Raw genomic sequence first — 24,643 nt, forward strand, 5'->3', positions numbered from 1 at the left:
GCGCCGACTCGCACCATCACAGGCGGGAATCCCGTATAATTTAAAGGGGCGGACAGGTTACAGAGGCATCCCTGACAATTTGGCGACAAGCTCAGACAGTTTGCGGGCGCCGAATTTCTCAAGCAGTCGGGCGCGATAGGCTTCGATTGTGCGGTAACTCAGGCCCAGTTCGGCGCCGATTTCCTTGGCGGACAGGCCGCGGCAGGACAGGATCGCCACTTCGCGTTCTCGAACGGTCAATTCGACAAGGGGACGTTCTTCCGAGATGTCGGAAAAGCTCCAGATTCCATGGCGGAACGGGTCATCGGGCGTCAAAGAGCGGCCACGGGCGCGGCACCAGAACAGATCGCCATTGCGCCGGCGCATGACACGCTCATCCGTATAATACCCGGTGTCTCGCATCACTTGCAGGCTGCGTTCCCCGATCCTCTCCCAATCCGCGACCGAGGGATAGAGATGCAACAGCGGCATGTTGCGGTAATCGGCCTCTTCCCCGCCGAAAGTGCGGGCGAATTGCAGATTGCAGCGTCTGATGATCCGGTTTTCCAGCTCAACAAGCCCGATCGGTGCATATTCAAAGGCGGGGTCACTCATCCGCTTATCGTGCCGGGAAACCACGCGGAATAGAAGGGGAGATGCGGTTTCTTGTGGTCATTGATGCGCATTGGCGGCTGCCACTTTTGTCAAGATTGTAAATATGGTTTGAAAATCTCTCGGTAAAGCAGCGAAACACATGATATGTTCTGAAAAAAGAGGCTGAATCCTGGTCGGGAGAATACGATCATGCGTGATATGTTGACGGGAAGCCGTATTCGGGAAAGACGGCAGATTGCCGGGCTTCGGCAGGCGGAACTTGCCCGCCTTGCCGGGATATCCGCGTCCTACCTGAACCTGATCGAACATAACCGCCGCCGGATCGGTGGCAAATTGCTGGTGGATATAGCGTCTGCGCTTTCCGTCGAACCCTCTGTCCTGACACAGGGGATCGAGGCAACCCTGGTGTCGGCCCTGCGAGAGGCGGCGGATGACGCCGTCGGGCAGCAGGCCGAAGTGGACGGGCTGGAGGAATTTGCCGGGCGCTTTCCCGGGTGGGCCGGAGTTCTTGCGCAGATGCACCGCCGGGTTGTTTCGCTTGAGCGGAATGTCGAGATCTTGTCGGACCGGCTGACTCATGACCCGCATCTTGCGGCATCTATGCACGAAGTGCTGTCGACGGCGGCGGCGATTCGGTCAACAGCGGCAATTCTTGCAGACACAGAGGACATCGAAGCAGAGTGGCGGGAACGGTTTCACAAAAACCTGCACCAGGATGCAGAGCGGCTGGCCGGGAGTTCAAAGGCACTTGTAACCTTTCTGGACGAAAGCGACTCGTCAATTGATCCGCGCGGTGTTCCGCTTGAAGAGGTCGAAGCGTTCTTCGAAACCCGCAGGTACAGTTTTCCGGAATTGGAACAGGGCGAGGACGTGGATGCCGTTGATCTGAGCAGTCTCAACACGTCGGCGGCCCGAACTGTGGCGCGTGAAGTTTTGAAGATGTATCGCGATGATGCAATCGCTTTGCCGCTGGATGCGCTTCGATCGAGCCTGCAAAAAGGCGACACGGATCCCATCGCGTTGGCTTATCGCTTTTCCGTGGACGTCGCCACCGTTCTGCGTCGATTGGCGTTCATACCCGATGACGTGTTGCCGCAGCCGGTTGGCATGGTGCTGTGCGATGCATCCGGCAGCATATTGTTCATCAAGCCGATTCCGGGCTTTGCTTTGGCGCGGCATGGTGAGGTTTGCCCGCTGTGGCCGTTGTTCACGGCTTTGAGCCGCCCACTTGTTCCGGTGCGCAAGCAGGTTGTCCAGATGGGGCGGACCCCGGCTGAATTCGAATGTTTCGCCTATGCATGGCCTTATGCGGTATTGGGGTATGATCAGGATCCCGTTTATCGCTCGGTTATGCTGGTCCGTTCGGGCAACGAGGCGGCAGGTGACGCTCCGGTCACGCAAGTCGGGCCGAACTGCCGCGTCTGTCCCAGCAATGCTTGCAAGGCCCGCCGCGAACCGTCGATTTTGAGCGAAGGCTTTTGACACTTTCCCGACAGAAGGCTTAATCTGGCGGGGACCGATCTGAGGACGGAGGAACGGTCTTGGGGAGGAACTGAAAATATGAGCCGTAAGGTTCTGTTAATCGAGGACGAGCCGAACATTGCCGAAGCAATCCGGTTTCTGCTGACCCGCGAGGGTTGGCAGGTGGACACGCATGGCGATGGCACGGATGCGGTTCAGGTGATTCAGAGGGCACAGCCCGATCTGGTCATTCTGGACGTCATGCTGCCGGGCAAGAGCGGCATGGATATCCTGCGGGACATCCGAGAGATGGAAGAACTGGCAGGTTTGCCGGTTTTGATGCTGACGGCGCGCGGTCAATCGCGCGACAGGGAAATGGCGGAAAGCGCTGGTGTCAGCCGTTTCATGACCAAACCGTTTTCCAATGCCGAAGTTCTGACGGCCGTGCGCGATCTTCACGCGCAGGCGACGCGAATATGATGTCTGGCGAGGGCAAAAAGGGCGCACCACAGGGCGCACGCCCCTCGCTTTTTCTCGAACGTCAAAGCTATCGCCGACGTAGGCTGGCGGATGCGGCGCGGCTGCTGCCGTTCTTGGGGGCGGCTCTGCTGGCGCTTCCGTTGCTGTGGCCCGATCAACCCGGCAAGGGCGAGGCTGTCCCCTTGTCGTCGGCAATGTATTACATCTTTGTCTGCTGGGGTGCTCTGATCCTGGTAGGGCTGGTTTTTGGAATTGCCGCCCGCCGTTTGGGCGTGCGCGAGGATCAAGACGCGGACGCTGAGTGATGGCAACCATTAACACGCTGATCCTGGTCTGCCTTGGCTATGTCATCTTCTTGTTCGCCGTGGCTTTCGCTGCTGACCGGATGGCTGCGGCAGGGCGGGGCAAGTGGCTGCGCTCGCCCCTGATCTATACCTTGTCGCTGTCGATCTATTGCACGGCGTGGACGTTCTATGGTGCGGTGGGCAATGCCGCGCGGTCCGGGTTGGAGTTTGTAACGATTTACCTTGGCCCAACCCTGGTGATGGTCAGTTGGTGGTGGGGGCTGCGCAAACTGGTGAGGGTCGGGCGCAGTCAGCGGGTGACCTCGATCGCGGACCTGTTGTCATCGCGCTATGGCAAGTCGAACACGCTTGCCGTGTGTGTGACCGTTCTTGCCGTGCTTGGCGGGACACCCTACATCGCGCTCCAGTTGCAATCGATCACCCTGTCCTTTTCGATTTTCGCCGAAGCCGATCCATCGGGTCTGTATCGCGAAGGGTCCAGCGTATTCTGGATGGCAGCGGGGCTTGCCGTGTTCGCAATTCTTTTCGGCACGCGCAATCTGGACGTGAACGAGCGTCACCACGGTGTGGTCACCGCCATCGCCGTGGAGGCCGTTGTCAAACTGTTTGCTCTTATCGCCGTGGGCGTTTTCGTGGTGTGGGGCATCGCCGGTGGCATTGGCCCGATGATGGAGAGGATAGATGCCTCGGAAATCGGACAGTGGAACGTCGACGCCGGGCGCTGGACGACTTTCATATTCCTGTCCGCCGCGGCCTTTATCTGCCTGCCGCGCATGTTTCAGGTGATGGTGGTCGAAAATGATGACGAAAGCCATCTGCGAACCGCTGCCTGGGCGTTTCCGCTCTATCTGCTTTTGATGAGCCTTTTTGTCGTGCCAATTGCCGTCGTTGGTCTGGATCTGTTGCCAGAGGGGGCCAATCCCGACCTGTTCGTGCTGACGGTGCCGCTGTCGCAGGGCAATGACTGGTTGGCCATGCTGTCCTTTATCGGCGGGTTTTCGTCCGCAACGTCGATGGTCATCGTCAGCGCAATGGCCTTGTCGACGATGGTTTCAAACCATGTGGTCATGCCCATTTGGTTGAACACGCATGAGGGTACGGGCTCGGTCTCGGGCGATGTGCGCAGCATCGTTCTGGTTGCGCGCCGCGTGTCCATCGCCGTGATCATGGCGTTGGGATACTTTTATTATCGGTTGTCCGGTGGGGGTGCGGCACTGGCCTCGATCGGGTTGATTGCCTTTGCCGGAATCTCGCAGATTCTGCCTGCTTTGGTCGGAGGGCTGTTCTGGCGCGGAGCAACCCGGACAGGGGCGCTGGTCGGGTTGAGCGTCGGTTTCGCACTTTGGATATATACGCTGTTGTTGCCAGGTATGGGCGCGCCGTGGATGCCGGAGGCCGTCATGCAGAATGGGCTGTTCGGCCTTGCCTGGTTGCGTCCTCACGCCCTGTTCGGGATCGAAGGGATCGATCCGATGGTCCATACCGTGATGTGGTCCCTGTCCCTGAACACCATTGCCTTTTGCATAGCGTCCCTTCTGAGCTTTCCCAGCCCCCTGGAACGTTTGCAGGGGGCGCAGTTCGTCAATGTTTTCGATCACTCGGTTTCACCCGGTGGCTGGTCCGGCTCGGTGGCGCAAAGCGAAGACCTGATGATCATGACACAGCGTATTCTGGGCGCCGCCCCGGCGCAGGAGTTCTTTCAGGCAGAGGCTGAAAAACAGGGCGGCCGGTCGCATATGCCGGAACCGACCCCGGGTTTCCTGAACCGGCTGGAGCGAGAGTTGAGCGGGTCGGTCGGCACCGCCACGGCGCATGCGATGATTGCGCAAATCGTCGGTGGGTCTTCGGTTTCCGTAGAAGATCTGCTGGCGGTGGCGGATGAATCGGCACAGCTTCTGGAGTATTCGGGGAAGTTGGAAGAGAAGTCGTCGGAATTGTCCCGTACGGCGCGTCAATTGCGCGAAGCAAACACCAAGCTTACGCAGATTTCCGAGCAAAAAGACAGCTTCCTCAGCCAGGTCAGTCACGAGTTGCGCACGCCGATGACCTCGATCCGAGCGTTTTCCGAGATCATGCGGGATACAGAGGGCCTGAGCCGAGAGGAGCAGACCCGCTATGCCGCAATCATTCACGATGAGGCCTTGCGCCTGACCCGGCTTCTCGACGATCTGCTGGACTTAAGCGTGCTGGAAAACGGGCAGGTCAATCTGAACCTCAGCGATGACAGTTTGCGTTCGGTTCTGGACCGGGCGGTGTCCAGCGCACTGGCCGGAGCAGAGCGGAAAATCATGGTCCGGCGGACTCTTACGGCAGAGCGAATGCGCCTGCATACGGATCTGGACCGGTTGGGGCAGGTGTTCATCAATCTGATCTCGAACGCGCAGAAATACTGTGACGCGGAAGATCCGGTATTGGTCATTTCAGCCCACGACGTCGGCGGCAGGGTCATCATCGATTTCATCGACAACGGCAGCGGCATTCCACCCGGCGCGCGTTCGATGGTGTTCGAGAAATTTGCCCGTGTCGGGGTCGACAAGGCGGGGGGCGCGGGTCTGGGCTTGGCCATTTGCCGTGAGATCATGCAACGGTTGGGCGGTGAGATCACCTATTTGCCCGGGCAGGGTGGCGCGGCGTTCCGGGTCAGCTTGCCTTTGGCTTTCCAGCAGGCCGCGCAATGACACGGCCATAAAGAACTTCGTAACGCTCGGCAGGGTAAACCAATAGCCAGTTATTGAAACAACTGGTGATCGGGCGCCATGTCACAAACCGTCAGCGCTGCTTTGGCGCGCAAACTGTCTGTTGGACGAAAAGATCTGGGCGATCGCCCGCGTTCGGTTCTGCGGGCGCTGCGCTTGGGGTTTGCGCGGGCGGCAAGTGATCGATTGAACCTTCCCTTGGCTGTCATCGGGGCAAAACAGGTCAGCCGCACGCAGGATGACATGGTGGAATCAGTCGCTCAGGATTGGCTGATGTTGGTGTTTGACGGGCCGGAGGGGCGTGCAGGGATTTGCCTGAGCCCGCATGTGGTGTCCGCCATTGTGCAAACCCAGACCATCGGTGAAGTACTGCCCGGTGATCCCGATCCAAGGGCCTTTACGGATACGGACGCCGCGATGGTGGCGCCATTTATCGAAACCGCTCTGACCTTGACCGCCGGCTCAATAGACGCCGCGGCCGAGCAGGTCTGCCTGACGGGATACGAGTTCGCGGCACGTACGAAAGATTCGCGCGGCTTGTCGTTGGCCATGACTGAAGATGAATACCGCGTCTTCGATCTGACGGTTGATCTGGCCGGCGGGGCGCAGCAGGGACAGATCTCGATCTTTCTTCCAGAGCATCCTGCCACGCCGGAAAAGGCAGAGGAGGTCACGGACCCGGCCGGACCCCGGCTTGAGCAGGCATCGGGTGTTGTTCGGGCGGAACTGAACGCCGTCTTGTGCCGGATGTCGCTGCCACTGTCCGACCTGTCAGAGATTCAACCTGGATGTGTCTTGCCATTGCGCGGGGCGCGCCTGGACAGAACTGAGATTTTGACCATCGACCGAAAGCCAACGGGCATTGGCCGCCTCGGTCAATGTGGTGGGTTGCGCGCCGTTCGGTTGAACGAACATTCGACCCTGCCCGCCTTGTCGGGGGACGACGCGCAGGAGTTCATCGAAAGCCGAGGGAGAATGCAGCCGCACGATGGCCTGGTCGAACCGGTTTCCGGCGCGGTGGATGTCATGCCTCCGGAAATAGAGGACGCGGGTTTGGACCTCACGGACAACGATCTGTCACTGAACGATTCCGAACGCATGGTCGCAGAGATTTCGCAATTGGCTGGCCTTGACGCGGCCGACACGAATCCCGGCGCGGAGGAATAGGGTCTAGTCTGCCTTGCTGCGGAAGTGTTCCAGGGCAGGGCGCAGGTTTTCCAGTTGATACCCGGCATTTGTCGTGGCGGCCAGAATGTCGTCCGTGCTCATTCGGTCGCATTGACCAAGGGCCCAGACCACCGAACACCGAGTGCCCGAGGCGCAATAAGCCAGAACCGGGCCATCGCAGCTTTCTGCCAGGTCACGCTGCTGCTTTGCAATCTCGGGCGTCATGGTCTGGTGAGTCAGTTCCAACACCTCGTATTCCATGCCTGCCGCACGGACGGCTTCACCGATCGCGTCGGATTGCATGATCGCGGGAACCTCAACATCGGGCCGGTTGCAGATCACCTTGACGAAGCCTGCCTCGGCAATTGCCGGGACGTCTTCTACCGTGATCTGCGGTGAGACAGCATAGCGGGGCGTGATCGGTCGAATCTCCATGCCAAATCCTTAGGCCGCGTTTGCGGCTCTGTCCAGTTGCGCTCCCAGCGTTGGCGCGATGAACATGCCTGCAACCATCGCGATCAGGAAGACCAGACCACCCAAACCACCATATGTCAGCGAGGCCATCGCCGGTCCCGGGCAAAGCCCGGCCAAGCCCCAGCCCATTCCGAACAGGACGGAACCAATGATGAGCCTGCGATCAACCTCGGACCTCGGAGGAGGTGGAAAATCGCATCCGGTCAAGGCCTTGCGCCCAGTGGTCAGCCTCCAGGCCACAAGCATCGGCAGGATGGCGCCGCCCATCACAAAGGCCAGGGTCGGGTCCCAGTTTCCGAAAACATCCAGCCAGCCCTGAACCTTTGTCGTGTCCGTCATGCCCGAAACCAACAATCCGGCACCGAACAGGGATCCTGCGAGCAAAGCAATCAAAAGGCGCATCAGATCAACCCCCAAACATGGCGCAGCAGGACGAGGGTCATTCCGCCGGCAAGGATATAGAATACGGTGGCCACGATGCCGCGCAGAGAAAATCGCGAGATGCCACACACCCCGTGACCCGACGTGCAGCCATTGGCGATACGCGTTCCCACACCGACCAGAAGCCCGGCCACAACAACAAGGCCCAGATTGCTGGTGAGATGCGTTTGGGCCTCGGGGGCGATCAGTGGCCGCAGCAGAAGCGGCATACCGATCAACCCGGCGATGAAGGCCAGGCGTTCGGCTTTGGTGTCGCGGGCCTCACCGTCGACAAGGCCACCCAAAATGCCGCTTGCCCCCATGATCCTGCCATTTCCAAGCAGGTAAACGGCTCCGCCCAGGCCAATCAGCAGGCCACCGCACAACCCCCAGATCCACTCGATGTTCATGTGGGTTTATCCTTTTTTGATTGACTTGACTTGCGTCAGATTTTGTTCACCGGCAGCTTCAGGAATACATCGCCTTGCTCATCAGCAGGCGGCATTTGCCCCGCCCGCATGTTGACCTGCAAAGAGGGCAGGATCAGGCGCGGCATGGCAAGGGTGGCGTCCCTTGCGTCGCGCATTTCCACGAATTCTTCGATGCTGCGTCCTTGCCCGATATGGACGTTCAGCGCTTTCTGTTCGCCTACCGTCGTTTCCCAGGCATATTCATCGCGGCCCGGCGCTTTGTAGTCATGTCCGACAAAGATGCGCGTTTCGTCCGGCAGCGACAGGATTTTCTGGATCGATTCAAACAATGTGGCTGAGGAGCCGCCGGGAAAATCGCAGCGGGCCGTGCCGAAATCCGGCATGAACAGCGTGTCGCCTACAAAGGCGGCGTCGCCTATTACATAGGTCAAGCAGGCCGGGGTATGGCCCGGGGTATGAAGTACATCGCCGCGCATCTGCCCAATGTGAAAACTGTCCCCCTCCGAGAACAAGGCGTCGAACTGGCTGCCATCGCGCTGGAACTCGGTTCCTTCATTGAAGACTTTGCCGAACGTGTCCTGCACGGTGACGATCTGAGCGCCAATTCCGATTTTGCCGCCCAGTTCCTGTTGCAGGTAGGGGGCAGCAGACAGGTGATCGGCGTGAACGTGGCTTTCCAGAATCCACTCAACCTTTAGATCGTGCGCGCGCACAAAGTCGATGATTGCGTCAGCCGATTTTGTCTCTGTGCGCCCCGAAGCATGATCGAAATCCAGAACACTGTCGATGATGGCGCAGGCACGCCCTTGCGGTTCATGAACAACGTAGGACACCGTGAAGGTTTGATCGTCAAAAAACGCTTTCACTGCGGGTGTCATGATTTTCTCCGTATCGGTTGTCATTATCATATATGTAAAATGGAATGTGATGCAACATCGAACCTGTGTTTGATGCGCGTCAAGGCATTCACGATTAAATCAGCTTAAACTTTAGCCCATCCGCGCCGGATTGCCGAAAACGCGAATGTGTTGGGCAATATCCCGCACAATTTCAGGTTAATATCAGCGGGTCTTATTCCCGTTACCTATATCTGGGATACTGGCGACACTTGGGAGGGTATTATGACATCTACAAGTCTTTATTCCGAAGCAGAACGGCTTGAACAAGAGCTCAGAAATGCGTGCCTTGATACGCGTTTGGCGCTTCAGCCGAGTGTGAGCAAGGTTGTCGACCGTATGCGACAGCAGGGGATGCAGGTGCCGTCCCGCCTGCGGCGTCTGGATGCAGCCCTGTGCGAAGACGCTATGGAAGCGCAGTTCGATAACCTGCCGATTTGAAACAAGTGGTCATCCAAAGGATATCCCGAGGATGAGCAGCATCAATCCAAGGACGGACAGGAACAAAGACGCCAGGTTCCAGGGCAAAACGCCCTGAACGGTCGCGCGCAATTCGTCGTCTGACAGACCCGCCTTGCGCGCTTTCATCACGCGAAGAATACACCAGATCAGGCCGGCGAGGCCGGTCATAGAAAGGGCTGCGCCGCCCCAAGTGATGAATTCGAACATGTTGCCCTACATCTCTTCGTGAACTACCCTGGCGCTTACCGGAACGGATCACTCCGTACAAGTGCGCTTGGGGATTGTGTGGGATTGGGTGCTTGCGACCCGGGCGGCGGCATTGTATCCGGCTTCCTGCATCAGATTTCAGCCCTTGGGACGGACGCTTATGGAAGGCATCATCAAAGATCAGACTGCCGCCAACTGTCGCGTGACTGCCGATGAGCCGTGCCAGTTCATCGAACGGTCTGAGGGGCTGGATGCGGTGAATACAACTTGGTGGAACAACGGAAAAAAGCCATGGCCGAGGCCCGGGCAAGTCGTTGCTTCTGCCTCTCGAGAACTGTTTTGTGTGTAGCAACCAAAGCTTGAGGCGAATACACGAGGTATGAACTGTATTCTCTCAGCGGTGATGATCCAGAATTGGGAAGAATTGGATGAGCATGTCGGAAGAAGCAGAAGCAAGTTACAAGGTCACCTCTGGGGAGTTGCGCCAATTTGTTGAGCGTATCGAGCGCCTGGAATTGGAAAAGAAAGACATCGCGGATCAAATAAAGGAAGTGTACGCAGAGAGTAAATCGCGCGGCTACGACGTGAAGGCTCTTCGCAGCATCATTTCTCTCAGAAAAAGAGATAAGGATGATATTGCCGAGCAAGAGGCTGTCATCGAGATGTACAAAGAAGCCTTGGGCATGAACTAAGGCCGGTTCTTGGCAAAAGCGCTAATTCATTCAGGCTGACGAAAGCTTCAGCCCGAACAGCGTGTCACTGGCCAAGACTGCAACATGTACAGCCAGACAGGGCAGAGATTTCAAAAATCGCAGACTTGGCTGGCTGTCCGGTGATAACTTTTGCCTCAGTTGCCTTGTGGGTTTGCAGGGTCCTTGTTGACGACCAGATCTGTTTTACACAGGCAGATATTAAATGTGTCAGAAAGCCGAAGCTGCGGTTGCTGAAGTCCTTGTTGCCTTTTTGATAGTTTATCCGAGGCAAGACCTGCCTCGTGATTGCCTGAAGGCTTGCGGCTCAAAGGCTGGGTTCTTTTGGCATTGAAGATCGTTGAAGATTCCTGTTCCGCCTTTTGCGGAGTGACGCATGCGATTGGGCTGTGCAGAATTCTCGACCGACCCTGGGACATTGCGGGTGCGAGAGCCGCAAACCATTCTTTAGATCAACCAAAAGACCGGTCATGTACCAACCAACAAAGCCTGACCACTCAAGTAGGGCTACTCAGCGCGACCGACACCTTTTTGGCATAAGGCATGGTGGTGTTAAGAACTCAGCGCTCGGTAATGAAGGACAGCCCGGACACGAGTTGTCTCAGTCCAAGCGCCGCGCCTGCAAAGATCGCGGCGAGTGTCACAGGCGCGCTGTAGGCCAGAAGTGAGAAGGCAGATATGCCTTGTCCGACGCTGCAACCTACTGCGATGATCGCTCCGGGGCCCATGATCGCCGCGCCCAGCATCTGCCGTTTCAATTCGCGCGGATCTTCGCAGGCTTCCCAGCGAAAATGACCCTTTGACCAAGACCCCAAAAACGCGCCGATCAAAACGCCCGAGACTGATCCGACGGCAAAAGACAAAGTGTTTCCGGACGCTGTCATCAAATAGAATATCGTGTCACCCAAGGGTGCCGCGAAGGTATGCGTCTGCACCGGCTCACCGTCAAAACCGTGGGTTGCTACCCAGTTTGTGCCAAGCCAGCCCGAGACGATCGCCAGTCCAACCACAGATCCCCAGAACACCTGCGCTGGCGTACGGCGGAACTGCTGGTTCGCCAAAGCGAAGACCACCAAAACGACACCGACGGCAGAACCGACGAACCACGCCGGAACAGAGGTCATCCGTTCAGCAAGAAAGCTGACGCTTTGGGGCGCGCTGATATCCATTTCTACTGGCAACAGCCAAACCCGCAGATATGCCAGGGGGCCGGACATTACGACATACGCCGAAAGGCCCATGATCAGAACGATGACGAAGGATCGAAGGTCGCCACCTCCCAGCCTTGCCAGCGCCCCATAGCCGCAGTTCCCGCTGATGGCCATTCCATAACCGAACATGAGGCCGCCCACGATCGAACCGATCGGGCTCCAGGTCTGGGCAAGGTAGCGTGTTCCCACAGGGTCAAGCCACCCGAACGCCATGGCGGCATGGCATCCAACAATCGCGACGCCAATCGCAACCGCCCACATGCGAAGTCGCCGGTCATCATCCGCGTAAAGGTAGTCTTCGATGGCGCCCAACGTGCAAAAGCGACCGATGCGTGCAGCCAACCCCAATGCGATGCCCCCAATCAAACCGATCAGAGCAACGGCATTTGCGTCTCCCAATGCTTCGAACATTGCCAGTCTCCTCCCAAAGCTGGCGGCGTCTTGACCGGCTTCTACGTGTCCCGGCAGAAAAGATCGTAAACGACTTCCAGTATTTGCGTCGAACGATCGTCAGCCAATCTGTAATAAATTGTCTTACCCTCACGCCGTGTTTTGACCAAGCCTTCAAAGCGCAGTCGGGACAATTGTTGGGATACGGCGGCCTGTCTCGCCGACAGCATCTCTTCCATCTGGGTGACGGACTTTTCACCCGATGAAAGATAGCACAAGATCATCAGACGCCCCTCGTGGCTGATGGCCTTCAGGAAGTTTGATGCCGTCTGGGCATTCTCCATCATTCGGTCCAGATCTTCTGCACACATGTCCTTTGTGAACACCGGCAGTTTCGATGGTTTGTCCAAAAGGATCGCCTCGCTTTCTCAGCTTCACGCATTCAAAACAGTTTATGTAATTTGCCGCCGATTAGCCAGAGGTCTCAACCTGTACCCCTGCGTCACGCAGCATCACGCCCAACAACCCCCAGAAAAAGTCTTCGCCGGGGTAGCCTTCGATCCGGCCGATTTCATGGCCGTTGTCCAGCAAAACAAAGGTCGGCGTGTAGTAGAGAGGTCGTTTCAGGGTGATCCCATCCGGCAGGGTTTCATGGATGTCGACACGCTGAAGCGGGGCGGCATTTCCTTCCTGTGTTTTTGGGTAGATCCCCGAGATTTCGGAATCCCATCGGGCGCACCACATGCACCCATCTTCTTCGGCCATCAAAAGCGTCATTTCCGCCCGCAAAGCCAGGGGCGAAACAAGCAACGTGACCGCAAGCACAAGCAGGAAAAGGTGGCGCATCTCAAGCTCCGATTGACCGCAGCGTTATATCTTTATTACTTTGAATGTATGAATGATAGCGTGCCAGGACGGGTTTGACCATGCTCGACATCACATTTGCAGGGGCTTTGGTCGCAGGGCTGTTGTCATTTCTGTCCCCGTGCATCCTGCCGATTGTGCCGTTTTACCTCAGTTACCTGGCGGGTGTCGGGATGGAGCAGATTTCTGCCAGTTCAGTCATTTCCGGCAACGTTCGCCGCAGGGCAACGCTTTCTGCAATCGCTTTTGCAGCAGGGATCATAACGATATTTATGGCGCTTGGGGCCACGGCTTCGATATTCGGTCAAATGATCCGCGAATACTTCGATATCCTTCGTTGGATTGCCGCGGCCATCATCATGGCGATGGGCTTGCATTTCCTGGGGCTGATTCGCATCGGGTTCCTGTATCGCCAGTTTCGGGCAGATGTCGGTGAAACATCAAACCCGAGCCTAATTGGTGCGTATGTTCTGGGACTGGCATTTGCTTTTGGCTGGACGCCCTGTGTCGGGCCCGTGCTTGCTGCAATCCTGTTTACGGCGGCCGGAACCGAGACGGCTTGGCGCGGTGCGATGCTTTTATTCGTTTACGGGGTGGGAATGACCGCCCCCTTTGTTCTGGCGGCTTTTTTGGTGCGCCCCTTTATGCAGTGGATGGCGCGGTTCAGAAAGCACTTGCCCCTGATCGAGAAGGCCATGGGCTGTCTGTTGATTCTGTTCGGCGTTCTGATCGCAACCAACTCGATCAATCGCGTGGCCCAATGGATGCTGGACCATATGCCCTGGCTTGCAGCCATCGGATAAAACGGGAGGACAACATGAAGCGAACATTGTCAGTTTTGATGGCGTGCTTAGTGGGCGTGGCGGTTTCCGCCGCCGAGCTTGGCGACGACGGGTTGCACAAAACACCGTGGATTCGCGACACGTTCAAAGACCTTCGCGAGGATCTTGACGAGGCGTCAAATGAAGGCAAACGCCTGGTTTTGTTTATCGAGCAACAGGGCTGCATCTATTGCAAGAAAATGCACGAAGAGGTTTTCCCCCAGCCCGACCTGACGGCGTATATCGAAGAGAACTTCTTTGTTGTCCAACTGGATCTGCACGGAAGCACCACGGCCACCGACTTTGACGGGGAAGAGAGCGAGCAAAGAGCGCTGATGCGCAAATGGGGGATTCTGTTTACGCCGACCCTGGTATTTCTGCCGGAAGAGGTTCCCGAGGACGCCACCGCCATTGATGCAGCGGTTGCAGTCATGCCGGGGGCGTTTTCGAAAGGAACAACCTTGGATCTGTTCACCTGGGTCTTTGAAAAGCGGTACGAACTTGAAAATGGTGAAGATTTTCAGCGCTACCACGCACGGCGCATTCAGGAGCGAAACAATGTTTCGCAAGACTGAGGCTGGGGGATATAAATAAAAAAATTCATTGTAATGAATTTAATGTTGCGACAGACCGCCCTCGTCGACTACGGTACACAAATGCTTTGGGTCGCAAAGCGCCGTCGGCGTGTTAGCAAATGGGAGGGATCATGAAGCTGAGACTCTTAACATTGGTCTGCGCAATGACAGGGGGTGCCGCGTTTGCTGCGGATACCGACCCGAAAAACGTAACCTATGACGAAAATGGTGCCGTAGAGGTGTCTTTGACCGGCGCGGCCGGTGATGCGGCAAATGGTGCGTTGATCGTTGGCGGCAAGTCTAAAGGCAATTGCGTGGCCTGCCATGCGGTCTCGGCTTTGGCGGATATTCCATTCCAGGGCGAGGTCGGTCCGGCGCTGGATGGTGCCGGTGACCGTTGGTCCGAAGCCGAGCTTCGTGGATTGGTTGCAAATGCCAAAATGACGTTCGAAGGCACGGTGATGCCGGCATTCTACAAGGATGACGGCTATATCCGGCCAGGCGACGCCTATACCGGCAAAGCCCCGACCGAGCCTTTGACGCCGATCCTGACAGCGCAGGACATCGAAGACGTGGTCGCGTTTCTTGCGACCCTGAAAGAGCAATAATCGCGCTTCGCTAGTGTGATTGTCGAAGATTCAAAGGAGATTGAAAAATGGAACTCTCTCGCCGCGAAACTCTGGCCCTTGGGCTGGGCGCCGCGTTCCTGACAATGATGCCGTTTCGCGCAAATGCGGCCGCTGAGGATGCGATTGCCGCGTTTACCGGTGGGGCGGATGTGGCCGACGGCGGTGTTACACTGACGGCACCTGAAATCGCCGAAAACGGAAACACCGTACCGATCGAAGTAAGCGCCCCAGGTGCAGCATCGATTCTGATCGTTGCAGCAGGCAACCCCGAACCGGGCGTCGCAACGTTCAACTTTGGCCCACTGGCCGCTGAACAGGCCGCTTCAACCCGTATCCGCCTTGCCGGAACGCAGGATGTCATTGCCGTGGCGAAGATGGCAGATGGCAGCTTTGCCAAGGCATCCGCGACCGTAAAAGTGACAATCGGCGGCTGCGGCGGCTGATAGCCACGCGCGCCTCAAAGAACAGGAGACTAACCAATGGCATCCGGTGTGAAACCCCGCGTCAAGGTTCCCAAGAAAGCCGCAGCTGGCGAAACCGTCACGATCAAGACATTGATCAGCCACAAGATGGAAAGCGGACAGCGCAAGGACAAAGAAGGCAACGTCATACCTCGGTCGATCATCAACCGTTTCACCTGTGAGTTTAACGGCGAAATGGTGATCGATGTGACGATGGAGCCGGCAATCTCAACCAACCCGTATTTCCAGTTTGAGGCAACCGTGCCCGAGGCAGGTGAGTTCGTGTTCACCTGGTACGATGACGACGGCTCTGTCTACGACGAGAAGAAATCGATCGAGATCGCCTGACGGCTCGACCACTGAGGCAGATCAGTGTCGGGCATGACGTTTGGCGCTGGTCGACCAAGGGAGGAACGTAATGAATACAAAGGCATTAACGGCGATCGCGGCAGTTCTGGTTTTCCCAGTGGCAGCAATGGCCGGACCTGACGAAGACAATCTTGTGATCAATGACGAGCTGGACATGACCTCGGTCACCGAAGCGCCGGCGCATCTGGAAAACCTGGACACGATCTATTCCGGTTGGCATTTCCGTACGGATGAAACCCAGGCCCTTCAGATTGATGATTTCGACAATCCGGCGATGATCTTCGTCGATCAGGCTGCCGACCTTTTTGAGACAGTCGATGGGGCTGCTGGCAAAAGCTGTGCCTCGTGCCACGACGGGGTGGAAAGCTTCAAGGGATTGCAGGCTTCCATGCCGAAGGTTGATGCCAAAACCGGCAAGCTGGTGGTCATGGAAGATCTGATCAACGCGTGCCGGACCGAGCACATGGAGGCCGATGCCTGGAAATGGTCCAGCGGCGATATGCAGGGCATGGTCGCTTTGATCGGACTACAGTCACGCGGGATGCCCATGAACGTTGCCATCGACGGTGATGCCGCCCCGTATTGGGAACAGGGCAAGGAAATGTACTATACGCGCTATGGCCAGTTGGAGCTGAGCTGTGCCAACTGTCATGAAGACAATTGGGGCAATATGATCCGGGCAGATCACCTGAGCCAGGGAATGATCAACGGGTTCCCGACGTATCGCTTGAAACAGGCCAAGCTGATTTCGCGACACAATCGTTTCCGCGGTTGTATTCGTGATACGCGGGCGGAAACCTTTGCCGAAGGTTCAGACGAATTCCGTGCGCTGGAGCTTTATGTTGCCTCGCGTGGCAACGGGCTTTCAGTCGAAACCCCGGCCGTGCGCCAATAACGAACGACCCGCGTGGGCGATGTCCGACGCGGGTTTTTCAAGAGCATAACATTCACACATTAATATGTGTAACAGGAAAGCCGAAAGATGATTTCTCGACGTGACTTCTTGCAGGTTTCAATGGCGGCATCGGCTCTGTACGGAGCGTCCGGGTTTGGCAATTGGGCCAGGCTTTCCGCGCAGCAAAGTCTGACGCAGGATCAGCTGCTGGAGTTTGAGACCTTTGGCAATATCAGCCTGATCCATGTCACTGACATCCACGCGCAACTCAAACCGATTTACTTCCGTGAACCCGAGATAAACCTGGGTATCGGCGAGGCGAAAGGGCAGATGCCGCACGTCACGGGTGCCGCGTTCCGCAAGGCCTACGGGATCGAAGATGGCAGCCCGTCCGCCTATGCGTTGACTTACGACGACTTTGCGGCCCTGGCAAAGACCTACGGTCGGGTCGGTGGTTTGGATCGGGTCTCGACGGTGATCAATGCCATCCGTGCGGACCGGCCCGATGCCCTGCTTTTGGATGGCGGCGATACCTGGCACGGGTCTTACACCTGTTACCAGACGGCTGGTCAGGACATGGTCAATGTCATGAACGCGCTGAAACCTGATGCAATGACCTTTCATTGGGAGTTCACGCTGGGCAGCGACAGAGTTAACGAAATCGTCGAAGGGCTGCCCTTTGCCGCCTTGGGTCAGAACATTTTTGATGCCGAATGGGATGAACCCGCGGAATTGTTCAAGCCCTACAAGTTCTTTGACCGAGGCGGTGCAAAGGTTGCCGTGATCGGGCAGGCGTTCCCTTACATGCCAATTGCGAACCCGGGTTGGATGTTCCCTGAATACTCTTTCGGCATTCGGGATGAGAACATGCAGGCAATGATCGACGAGGTTCGCGATGCCGGTGCCGATGTCGTCGTCGTCCTCAGCCATAACGGCTTTGACGTGGACAAGAAAATGGCCGGCCGGGTGCAGGGGATCGACGTGATCCTCAGTGGCCACACCCACGATGCGCTGCCCGAGCCGGTTCTGGTGGGCAAAACGCATATCATCGCGTCAGGCTCGAACGGCAAATTCGTCAGCCGCGTGGATCTGGATGTGCGGGATGGGCAGTTGATGGGGTTGAAGCACAAGCTGATCCCGATCTTCTCTGATGTTATCGCTCCGGATCCTGCGATCACCGCCCTGATAGATGAGCAGCGCGCGCCCTATGAGGCGACGCTCAGCGAAGTGATCGGCAGAACGGACTCGTTGCTCTATCGTCGCGGCAATTTCAACGGAACCTGGGATGACCTGATCTGTGATGCCCTGCTCAAAGAGCGGGAGGCAGACATTGCCATGTCCCCCGGTGTTCGTTGGGGGCCGTCGATCCTGCCTGGGCAGGAGATCACGCGCGAGGACATCTGGAACGTCACCTCGATGTCATATCCGAATGCCTATCGCACGGAAATGACGGGTGAGTTCATCCATGTGATCCTCGAGGATGTTGGCGACAACCTGTTCAACCCTGATCCCTACTACCAGCAAGGCGGCGACATGGTCCGTGTCGGTGGGCTGGGCTACCGCATCGACGTGACCAAGCCGCAAGGGCAGCGGATCAGCGAGATGACCCTGCTCAAGACGGGTGAAGCGATTGATCCGTCGAAAACCTATGTCGTGGCCGGCTGGGCCAGCGTCAACGAAGGCACCGAAGGTCCGCCGATCTGGGATGTCGTCGAAAACCACATTCGCAACCTTGGAACCGTAACGGTGCAAGAGAACACCAGCGTCGATGTCGTCGGCGCCTAAGAAACAGATGGAGACCTAAGAGATATGGATGACGCGTTCAAACCGTCCCGCCGGGCCTTCCTGAAAGGCAGTGCCGCGGTCGCCGCGGGGTCAGTTGCAGGTGCGGCAGTGGCAGAAACGCCCGACCCCCTGATAACAGAGCTTCAGGATTGGGCATCGTACACGGGTGCAGGCGTTGACGAGACACCCTATGGCATGCCGATCAGCTATGAATCCCATGTCGTGCGCCGCAATGTGGAATGGCTGACCGCCTCTCCGATTTCGTCGATCAACTTCACGCCGATCCACGCGCTTGATGGTACCATCACACCCCAGGGCTGCGCCTTTGAACGGCACCACTCGGGCGCAATCGAGTTGCGCAAGCAAGACTATCGGCTGATGATCAACGGGCTGGTCGATCGCCCGCTTGTCTTTACGTATGACGACATCGAACGTTTCCCGCGGGAAAACCACGTGTATTTCTGCGAATGCGCGGCGAATACCGGGATGGAGTGGGCAGGCGCGCAGCTCAACGGTGTGCAATTCACCCATGGTATGATCCACAACATGGAATACACCGGTGTTCCGCTGCGCACACTGTTGCAAGAGGCCGGCACCGATATCTCGCCCGACAAATGGGTCTATGTCGAGGGCGCGGACGCGTCGTCCAATGGCCGCTCCATTCCGATGGAAAAAGCGCTGGATGATGTGTTGGTGGCCTTCAAGGCAAATGGCGAGGCCCTGCGGATGGAACATGGCTATCCTGTGCGCCTGGTCGTGCCAGGCTGGGAAGGCAACATGTGGGTCAAATGGCTGCGCCGGATCGAGGTCGTCGACAGGGCGGTCGAAAGCCGCGAAGAAACGTCGAAATACACCGATGTCTATGCCGATGGCACGGCCCAGAAATGGACTTGGGTGATGGATGCGAAATCCGTCATAACCTCGCCCAGCCCGCAAATGCCGATCAAACATGGGCCCGGGCCGCTGGTGATTTCAGGGCTTGCATGGTCAGGTCACGGACAGATTACCCGTGTCGATGTATCCAAGGACGGCGGCATCACGTGGGAAACGGCACGCCTTGGCAAGCAGGGCGACACCAAGGCTTTGACACGTTTCTATCTCGACACGAATTGGGACGGGGCACCTATGCTCCTACAGGCCCGAGCAATGGATGAGACCGGCTATGTACAGCCAACCAAAGACCAGCTGCGCGAAAAGCGCGGCGAAAACTCGGTCTATCACAACAATTGTATCCAGACGTGGTACGTAAGCGCAGAGGGGATCGCCGAGAATGTCGAAGTCTCTTAGTCATGTTTTCCTGCCCGTATTCGGCGGCACAGCGTTGGTGCTTGCGGGGGCGTTGGTGTTTGCCAACCGAAACTTCGGCCAATCGAAGATCGAAACTTTGGAAACCCGGATTGGTCAGGTCGAGGCCCACGCAGCAGCCGCACAGGAAAAAGCGAAGGCAGAAGCCGAACGAGCAGCCCAGCTTGAGCTCGAAGTCCAGGAAATTCAGGCCGCCGCGGCGGAACGGGTCGCGAATGGCGCGAACCTGACCGCACCTGCGCCCAGCCGCGAGGGCACCTATGGGCTTGGACGGCCTGCGCTGGAGGAAGAGATCGCGGCCTGGGACGTTGACGTTTTGCCGGACGGGCGGGGCTTGCCTGTCGGATCGGGCGACGTTTGGACCGGGGAAGAAGTGTTTGCCGACCGCTGCGCGTCCTGTCACGGAGAGTTTGCCGAAGGTGTGGACAACTGGCCCGTTCTTGCCGGTGGGTTCGATACGCTTGCAAACGAAGATCCCGTCAAGACCGTCGGGTCATACTGGCCGCATTTGTCTACTGCCTGGGATTACATTTCCCGATCCATGCCATTTGGCGAGGCGGGCACTTTGACCGCGGATGAGACCTATGCGATTGTTGCCTACATCCTGTATTCAAATGATTTGGTGGATGACGATTTCGAACTGAGCAACGAAAACTTCGCCGAATTCGAGATGTACAACAAGGACGGTTTTGTCGTCGATACACGGCCCGAGACCGAGTATGCTGAATGGCGCAAAAAGCCTTGCATGGAAAACTGCAAGGCAGAGGCCGCTGTCACGATGCGTTCCGTTTTTCTGGTCGAGACGCCGCCCGAAGGTGGGTCGAACTCGGTGATGAATGATGCCACCGTTGAGGGGTTGCCGACATTCACTGCGGACGGCCCGTCTTTCATTCCGGCAGCGGCACCCAAGCCCGAGGAAGAAGCCGCTGCGGAGCCAGCCGTTCAAGAGGCCGAAGAGACCGACGAAGCAACGGAACTGGTTGCCGCCGGAGCGAAAGTCTTCAAGAAGTGCAAAGCCTGCCATCAGGTGGGTGAAGGTGCAAAGCACGGCACCGGGCCGGCATTGAACGGGGTTGTCGGATCCAATGCAGGATCGGTCGAGGGGTTCAAATACTCCAATGCAATGAAAGCCGCAGCCGAGGCCGGCCTTGTCTGGACGGATGAGGAAATGGCGGCCTTCCTGACGAAACCCAAGGATTACATGAAGGGCACGCGAATGTCTTTTGCGGGTCTCAGGAAGCCAGACGACGTTGAGGCCGTGATTGTCTACCTCAAATCGTTCGGAAGCTGATCATGCGGTGGTCGGACATACTGGCGTGCGCGGCGGTTGTGGCGGCTTTCGCCACATCGACCTTCGCAACCGAAGACCTTGGTGATGCCGAGGCCGGGAAAACAGTGTTCGCCAAATGCAAAGGCTGCCATCAGGTTGGCGAAGGAGCGGAAAACAAAATCGGCCCGCATCTGAATGGTGTCTTTGGGCGCAAGGCCGCGGGTCTTGATGGTTTCAATTATTCCAAGAGCCTTATGCGCGCGGGAAATTCGGGTTTGGAATGGCACGCTGACACCTTGTCAGCCTATATCGAAAATCCACGTGCATTCGCCTCGGGCACAAGGATGAGCTTTCGCGGTCTGAAAGACCCGGAAGACCGGGCCAATGTGATTGCTTATTTGCGGGGGTTTTCAGACAACCCTCGGGACATTCCCGAAGCGGACCCAACCGCGAAAGGCACGGACCACTCCGTCGATCCAGCGATCTTGGCGATTCAGGGAGACCCCGAATACGGCGCATATCTCAGTAGCGAATGCACGACGTGCCATCAGATCGAAGGAAGTGACGAAGGTATCCCGTCGATCGTGTATTGGCCCGACGAGGATTTTGTCGTCGCCATGCACGCATACAAGGACAAAAAGCGGCCACACCCGGTTATGCAAATGATCGCCGGAAGGCTGAGCAACGACGAGATTGCGGCGTTGGCCGCATATTTCAATAACCCAGAGTAATTGTGCCTAAGGGGAGGAAACGCGATGACACTCAATAGACGTACATTTCTAGGAGCCGCCGGGGTGGCGGCAGCCGGATTATCTGCGCCGATGGTTCTGGCTCAGGGCAAGCCCCGGGTCGTTGTTGTCGGCGGCGGTGCAGGCGGCGCTACGGCTGCCCGTTACATTGCGAAGGACAGCAAAGGTGAGATCGACGTGACGCTGATCGAGCCGTCGCGGACTTACTACACCTGCTTCTTCTCGAACCTGTATCTTGGAGGGTTCCAGGAACTTTCAGATATCGCGCACAGCTATGGAACGCTTGCTGCCGACTATGGGATAAACGTGGTCCACGATTGGGCCATCGGTGTTGACCGCGATGCCAAGACTGTATCCTTGGCCGGGGGGGGCTCGGTCCCGTATGACAAACTGATCCTCAGCCCGGGTATCGATTTTGTCGACGGGGCTGTTGAAGGCTGGGACGTCTCGGCGCAAAACAAGATGCCGCATGCGTACAAGGCCGGCTCGCAGACAGAGCTTCTGAAAGCTCAGATCATGGCGATGCCCGAAGGCGGTACTTTTGCGATGGTTGCACCACCGAACCCGTACCGCTGCCCGCCCGGACCCTATGAGAGGGTCTCGATGGTTGCGCATGTTCTGAAAGCAAACAATCCCACCGCGAAAATCATCGTGGCGGATCCGAAGCCGAAGTTTTCGAAGATGGCATTGTTCCAGGAAGGCTGGGCAAACCATTACGAAGGCATGGTCGACTGGATTGGTGAAGACTTCGGTGGTGGCAATGTCTCGGTAAACCCGGACGCGATGACGGTGACCATCGACGGAGAAGAGACCAAAGTCGACGTCTGCAACGTGATCCCGGCGATGAAAGCCGGACGCATTGCCGAAATGGCCGGAGTGACCGAAGGCAACTGGGCGCCGGTGAACGCCGCAGACATGTCCTCCAAGGCGGATCCGGACATCTATGTCCTGGGCGATGCCAGCCAGCAGGGTGACATGCCGAAATCGGGTTTCTCGGCCAACAGTCAGGCGAAAGTGTGCGCGAATGCCGTGCGGGGCGCGTTGACCGGATCCAAGGTGTTCCCGGCCAAGTTCTCCAACACCTGCTGGTCGCTGATCGACACGGATGATGGCGTGAAGGTTGGCGCAACCTACGAGGCGACGCCGGAAAAAATCGCCAAGGTGGACGGCTTCATCAGCCAGACCGGCGAAGATGCCAATCTGAGAAAAGCAACGTATGAAGAGTCGCTGGGTTGGTATGCCGGTATCACCTCGGACATGTTTGGATAGAAATTTTCGGGGGTTTTGACACGGGTCAAAGCCCCCGAAGCTCAATCTGAGAAACTGCGGCTCAGGAGGAGGATCAAGATCATGAAACACTTAATCATCACGGCCGCGTTTTTTGCGGTCACTGCCAGTCTAGGGCTTGCCGAGGATATCATCACGACCCCCTTTGACGGAAGTTTTGATGATGCCACCTTCGCGGTCGAATCCGCCATTGTCGGGCAGGGGCTGGTCATCGACTATGTGAGCCACGTTGGCGAAATGTTGAACCGAACGGGCGCTGATGTCGGCAGCGACAAACAGATATTCGCGGCGGCGGACATCTTTATTTTTTGCTCGGCAAAGATTTCGCGAGAGGTGATGGAAGCTGATCCGATGAATATCGGCTATTGCCCATACGGGATTTTCGTGGCCGAGGACGATGACGGGGTGAAGGTCGGATACCGAAGCTATCCGGATGGCCCAATGCAAAAGGTCCAGACCCTGTTGTCTGGAATCGTTGAAGAGGCCGTTGGGGATTGAAATGAACTACCGGCAGTATTTTCGAGATCAACTAGATCAACTGAAACAGGAAGGAAACTACCGGATTTTTGCTGACCTCGAACGTCAGTGCGGCGCGTTTCCTAAGGCGCGCAGTTACGCAGGGGGTGGTCCCGAAAAAGTCACTGTCTGGTGCTCGAACGACTATCTTGGAATGGGACAGCATCCCAAGGTTCTTGCGGCCATGCACGAGGCGATCGACAAATGCGGTGCAGGTGCCGGTGGGACGCGGAATATCTCGGGGACCACGCACGAACATGTGCTGTTGGAGCAGGAGCTTGCGGACCTTCACGGCAAGGACGCAGCATTGCTGTTCACGTCCGGCTATGTATCCAATTGGGCTGCGTTGGGAACCTTGGCGTCCCGCATCCCCGGCATCACGGTTCTGTCCGACGAATTGAACCATGCCTCGATGATCGAGGGGATTCGTCACAGCCGTTGTCAAAAGCGGATCTGGAAGCACAACGATCTTGAAGACCTTGAAAGGCAACTTGCGGACTTGCCTGCAAATGCGCCCAAGCTGATCGCGTTTGAAAGCGTCTATTCCATGGATGGCGATATTGCACCGATTGCCGAGATCTGTGATCTGGCGGACCAATATGGCGCGATGACCTATCTGGATGAGGTTCACGCGGTCGGGCTGTACGGTCCGCGCGGCGGTGGCATCGCCGAGCGCGAGGGCCTGATGGACCGCCTGACCGTGATTGAAGGGACTTTGGGCAAGGCGTTCGGCGTTGTCGGCGGATACATCGCGGCGTCGAAGGAGCTTGTCGACTTTGTCAGGTCCTTTGCCAGCGGGTTTATTTTCACCACTGCTTTGCCTCCGGCCGTGGCGGCAGGTGCTGCGGCTTCGGTGAAGCACCTGAAGCAAAGCAATGCAGAGCGGCAACAGCACAAAAAGCGCGTGCGCGACGTCCGGGACAGGCTGGACGATCTGGGTATTCCCCATACACCCAACCCAAGCCATATCATTCCGGTCATGGTCGGCGATCCGGTCAAGTGTCGATTCATTTCGGATGTGCTGATGCGTGACTATGGGATCTACATCCAGCCCATCAACTATCCAACTGTCCCCAAAGGAACGGAACGTCTGCGGATTACGCCGTCGCCGGTGCACACCTGTGAAGACGTGGAACGTCTGGCATCTGCATTGGGCGAGTTGTGGACGCAATGCCAATTGGCACGAACGCCAATGGCTGCGCAATGACACTGA

The 24,643-nt window shown here is 57.3% G+C and carries 29 protein-coding genes; 20 read left to right on the plus strand and 9 right to left on the minus strand.

Going from position 1 to position 24,643, the window contains the following annotated elements:
• Positions 1-57 precede the first annotated feature (57 nt).
• Positions 58-594, minus strand: a complete 537-nt coding sequence (locus GOW60_RS13380; protein WP_152457352.1) for a LuxR C-terminal-related transcriptional regulator — start codon at positions 592-594, stop codon at positions 58-60.
• Positions 595-783: 189 nt separating this feature from the next.
• Between GOW60_RS13380 and GOW60_RS13385 the strand changes: the two genes are divergently transcribed.
• The 5 genes from GOW60_RS13385 (at position 784) to GOW60_RS13405 (ending at position 6,703) form a co-directional block, all read left to right on the plus strand.
• Entirely contained in the window at positions 784-2,076 is a 1,293-nt protein-coding gene (locus GOW60_RS13385; RefSeq protein ID WP_152457353.1) for a helix-turn-helix domain-containing protein, read from the plus strand.
• 78 nt (positions 2,077-2,154) lie between these two features.
• Complete coding sequence (locus tag GOW60_RS13390) at positions 2,155-2,535, plus strand: response regulator transcription factor (protein ID WP_171229662.1); 381 nt, start codon at positions 2,155-2,157, stop codon at positions 2,533-2,535.
• Positions 2,532-2,840, plus strand: a complete 309-nt coding sequence (locus GOW60_RS13395; protein WP_254443948.1) for a hypothetical protein — start codon at positions 2,532-2,534, stop codon at positions 2,838-2,840. Before GOW60_RS13390 ends, GOW60_RS13395 begins: the two co-directional genes overlap by 4 nt.
• The gene (locus GOW60_RS13400) at positions 2,840-5,518 is read left to right on the plus strand and encodes a sensor histidine kinase (RefSeq protein ID WP_171229663.1); all 2,679 of its coding nucleotides are present in this window, start codon (positions 2,840-2,842) and stop codon (positions 5,516-5,518) included. The genes GOW60_RS13395 and GOW60_RS13400 overlap by 1 nt, the downstream gene beginning before the upstream one ends.
• 78 nt (positions 5,519-5,596) lie before the next feature.
• Entirely contained in the window at positions 5,597-6,703 is a 1,107-nt protein-coding gene (locus GOW60_RS13405; protein WP_171229664.1) for a FliM/FliN family flagellar motor switch protein, read from the plus strand.
• 3 nt (positions 6,704-6,706) lie between these two features.
• On the opposite strand, the gene GOW60_RS13410 is transcribed toward GOW60_RS13405, so the two are convergent.
• The 4 genes from GOW60_RS13410 to GOW60_RS13425 are packed head-to-tail and all read right to left on the minus strand — an operon-like array spanning position 6,707 to position 8,906.
• Positions 6,707-7,138 (minus strand): TIGR01244 family sulfur transferase, encoded by a 432-nt coding sequence (locus GOW60_RS13410; RefSeq protein ID WP_152457357.1) that lies wholly within the window; start codon positions 7,136-7,138, stop codon positions 6,707-6,709.
• Between the two features lie 9 nt (positions 7,139-7,147).
• Positions 7,148-7,579: a DUF6691 family protein gene (locus tag GOW60_RS13415; protein ID WP_171229665.1), complete on the minus strand. Its 432-nt coding sequence runs from the start codon at positions 7,577-7,579 to the stop codon at positions 7,148-7,150.
• On the minus strand, positions 7,579-8,007 hold the full coding sequence (locus GOW60_RS13420) for a YeeE/YedE family protein (RefSeq protein WP_152457359.1): 429 nt from the start codon (positions 8,005-8,007) through the stop codon (positions 7,579-7,581). Before GOW60_RS13420 ends, GOW60_RS13415 begins: the two co-directional genes overlap by 1 nt.
• Positions 8,008-8,042: 35 nt before the next feature.
• A complete protein-coding gene (locus GOW60_RS13425) occupies positions 8,043-8,906 on the minus strand; it encodes an MBL fold metallo-hydrolase (RefSeq protein WP_152457360.1) in 864 nt (287 codons plus the stop codon).
• 243 nt (positions 8,907-9,149) lie between these two features.
• Here GOW60_RS13425 and GOW60_RS13430 point away from each other — a divergent pair, with 243 nt between their 5' ends.
• Entirely contained in the window at positions 9,150-9,365 is a 216-nt protein-coding gene (locus GOW60_RS13430; protein WP_152457361.1) for a hypothetical protein, read from the plus strand.
• Positions 9,366-9,374: 9 nt separating this feature from the next.
• Here GOW60_RS13430 and GOW60_RS13435 read toward each other — a convergent pair whose 3' ends face one another.
• Positions 9,375-9,593 carry a hypothetical protein gene (locus tag GOW60_RS13435; protein ID WP_171229666.1) on the minus strand — a complete coding sequence of 73 codons (219 nt, stop codon included), beginning with the start codon at positions 9,591-9,593 and terminating at the stop codon, positions 9,375-9,377.
• A 428-nt stretch (positions 9,594-10,021) separates the two neighbouring features.
• On the opposite strand from GOW60_RS13435, the gene GOW60_RS13440 reads away from it, so the two are divergent.
• Complete coding sequence (locus GOW60_RS13440) at positions 10,022-10,285, plus strand: DUF2312 domain-containing protein (RefSeq protein WP_152457363.1); 264 nt, start codon at positions 10,022-10,024, stop codon at positions 10,283-10,285.
• Positions 10,286-10,863: 578 nt separating this feature from the next.
• Here the strand turns inward: GOW60_RS13440 and GOW60_RS13445 are convergent.
• From GOW60_RS13445 to GOW60_RS13455, 3 genes are all read right to left on the minus strand, one after another.
• Positions 10,864-11,925 carry a YeeE/YedE family protein gene (locus GOW60_RS13445; RefSeq protein WP_171229667.1) on the minus strand — a complete coding sequence of 354 codons (1,062 nt, stop codon included), beginning with the start codon at positions 11,923-11,925 and terminating at the stop codon, positions 10,864-10,866.
• Positions 11,926-11,966: 41 nt separating this feature from the next.
• A complete protein-coding gene (locus GOW60_RS13450) occupies positions 11,967-12,275 on the minus strand; it encodes a metalloregulator ArsR/SmtB family transcription factor (protein ID WP_170345129.1) in 309 nt (102 codons plus the stop codon).
• Between the two features lie 100 nt (positions 12,276-12,375).
• A complete protein-coding gene (locus GOW60_RS13455) occupies positions 12,376-12,750 on the minus strand; it encodes a hypothetical protein (RefSeq protein WP_171229668.1) in 375 nt (124 codons plus the stop codon).
• An 80-nt stretch (positions 12,751-12,830) separates the two neighbouring features.
• Between GOW60_RS13455 and GOW60_RS13460 the strand changes: the two genes are divergently transcribed.
• The 13 genes from GOW60_RS13460 (at position 12,831) to hemA (ending at position 24,637) form a co-directional block, all read left to right on the plus strand.
• On the plus strand, positions 12,831-13,571 hold the full coding sequence (locus tag GOW60_RS13460) for a cytochrome c biogenesis CcdA family protein (RefSeq protein ID WP_171229669.1): 741 nt from the start codon (positions 12,831-12,833) through the stop codon (positions 13,569-13,571).
• Between the two features lie 14 nt (positions 13,572-13,585).
• Positions 13,586-14,164 (plus strand): thioredoxin family protein, encoded by a 579-nt coding sequence (locus tag GOW60_RS13465; protein WP_171229670.1) that lies wholly within the window; start codon positions 13,586-13,588, stop codon positions 14,162-14,164.
• Positions 14,165-14,295: 131 nt separating this feature from the next.
• Positions 14,296-14,772, plus strand: a complete 477-nt coding sequence (gene soxX, locus GOW60_RS13470; protein ID WP_171229671.1) for a sulfur oxidation c-type cytochrome SoxX — start codon at positions 14,296-14,298, stop codon at positions 14,770-14,772.
• Positions 14,773-14,819: 47 nt separating this feature from the next.
• Positions 14,820-15,236 carry a thiosulfate oxidation carrier protein SoxY gene (soxY, locus tag GOW60_RS13475; RefSeq protein ID WP_152457370.1) on the plus strand — a complete coding sequence of 139 codons (417 nt, stop codon included), beginning with the start codon at positions 14,820-14,822 and terminating at the stop codon, positions 15,234-15,236.
• A gap of 36 nt (positions 15,237-15,272) precedes the next feature.
• Positions 15,273-15,602: a thiosulfate oxidation carrier complex protein SoxZ gene (gene soxZ, locus GOW60_RS13480; RefSeq protein ID WP_152457371.1), complete on the plus strand. Its 330-nt coding sequence runs from the start codon at positions 15,273-15,275 to the stop codon at positions 15,600-15,602.
• Between the two features lie 70 nt (positions 15,603-15,672).
• The gene (gene soxA / locus GOW60_RS13485) at positions 15,673-16,518 is read left to right on the plus strand and encodes a sulfur oxidation c-type cytochrome SoxA (protein ID WP_171229672.1); all 846 of its coding nucleotides are present in this window, start codon (positions 15,673-15,675) and stop codon (positions 16,516-16,518) included.
• 87 nt (positions 16,519-16,605) lie between these two features.
• Positions 16,606-18,303, plus strand: a complete 1,698-nt coding sequence (gene soxB / locus GOW60_RS13490; RefSeq protein WP_171229673.1) for a thiosulfohydrolase SoxB — start codon at positions 16,606-16,608, stop codon at positions 18,301-18,303.
• Positions 18,304-18,327: 24 nt separating this feature from the next.
• Complete coding sequence (gene soxC / locus GOW60_RS13495) at positions 18,328-19,590, plus strand: sulfite dehydrogenase (RefSeq protein ID WP_171229674.1); 1,263 nt, start codon at positions 18,328-18,330, stop codon at positions 19,588-19,590.
• Complete coding sequence (locus tag GOW60_RS13500) at positions 19,574-20,899, plus strand: c-type cytochrome (protein WP_171229675.1); 1,326 nt, start codon at positions 19,574-19,576, stop codon at positions 20,897-20,899. Before soxC ends, GOW60_RS13500 begins: the two co-directional genes overlap by 17 nt.
• Before the next feature lie 2 nt (positions 20,900-20,901).
• A complete protein-coding gene (locus tag GOW60_RS13505) occupies positions 20,902-21,609 on the plus strand; it encodes a c-type cytochrome (RefSeq protein ID WP_171229676.1) in 708 nt (235 codons plus the stop codon).
• A 24-nt stretch (positions 21,610-21,633) separates the two neighbouring features.
• Positions 21,634-22,896, plus strand: coding sequence for an NAD(P)/FAD-dependent oxidoreductase (locus tag GOW60_RS13510; RefSeq protein ID WP_171229677.1), 1,263 nt, complete (start codon positions 21,634-21,636; stop codon positions 22,894-22,896).
• Positions 22,897-22,977: 81 nt separating this feature from the next.
• Positions 22,978-23,412: a DUF302 domain-containing protein gene (locus GOW60_RS13515; RefSeq protein ID WP_171229678.1), complete on the plus strand. Its 435-nt coding sequence runs from the start codon at positions 22,978-22,980 to the stop codon at positions 23,410-23,412.
• A 1-nt stretch (position 23,413) separates the two neighbouring features.
• On the plus strand, positions 23,414-24,637 hold the full coding sequence (hemA, locus tag GOW60_RS13520) for a 5-aminolevulinate synthase (protein ID WP_171229679.1): 1,224 nt from the start codon (positions 23,414-23,416) through the stop codon (positions 24,635-24,637).
• Positions 24,638-24,643: the final 6 nt, after the last annotated feature.

Origin of the sequence: Ruegeria sp. HKCCA4008, assembly GCF_013033125.1 — a bacterium.
Classification (GTDB): Bacteria; Pseudomonadota; Alphaproteobacteria; order Rhodobacterales; family Rhodobacteraceae; genus Ruegeria.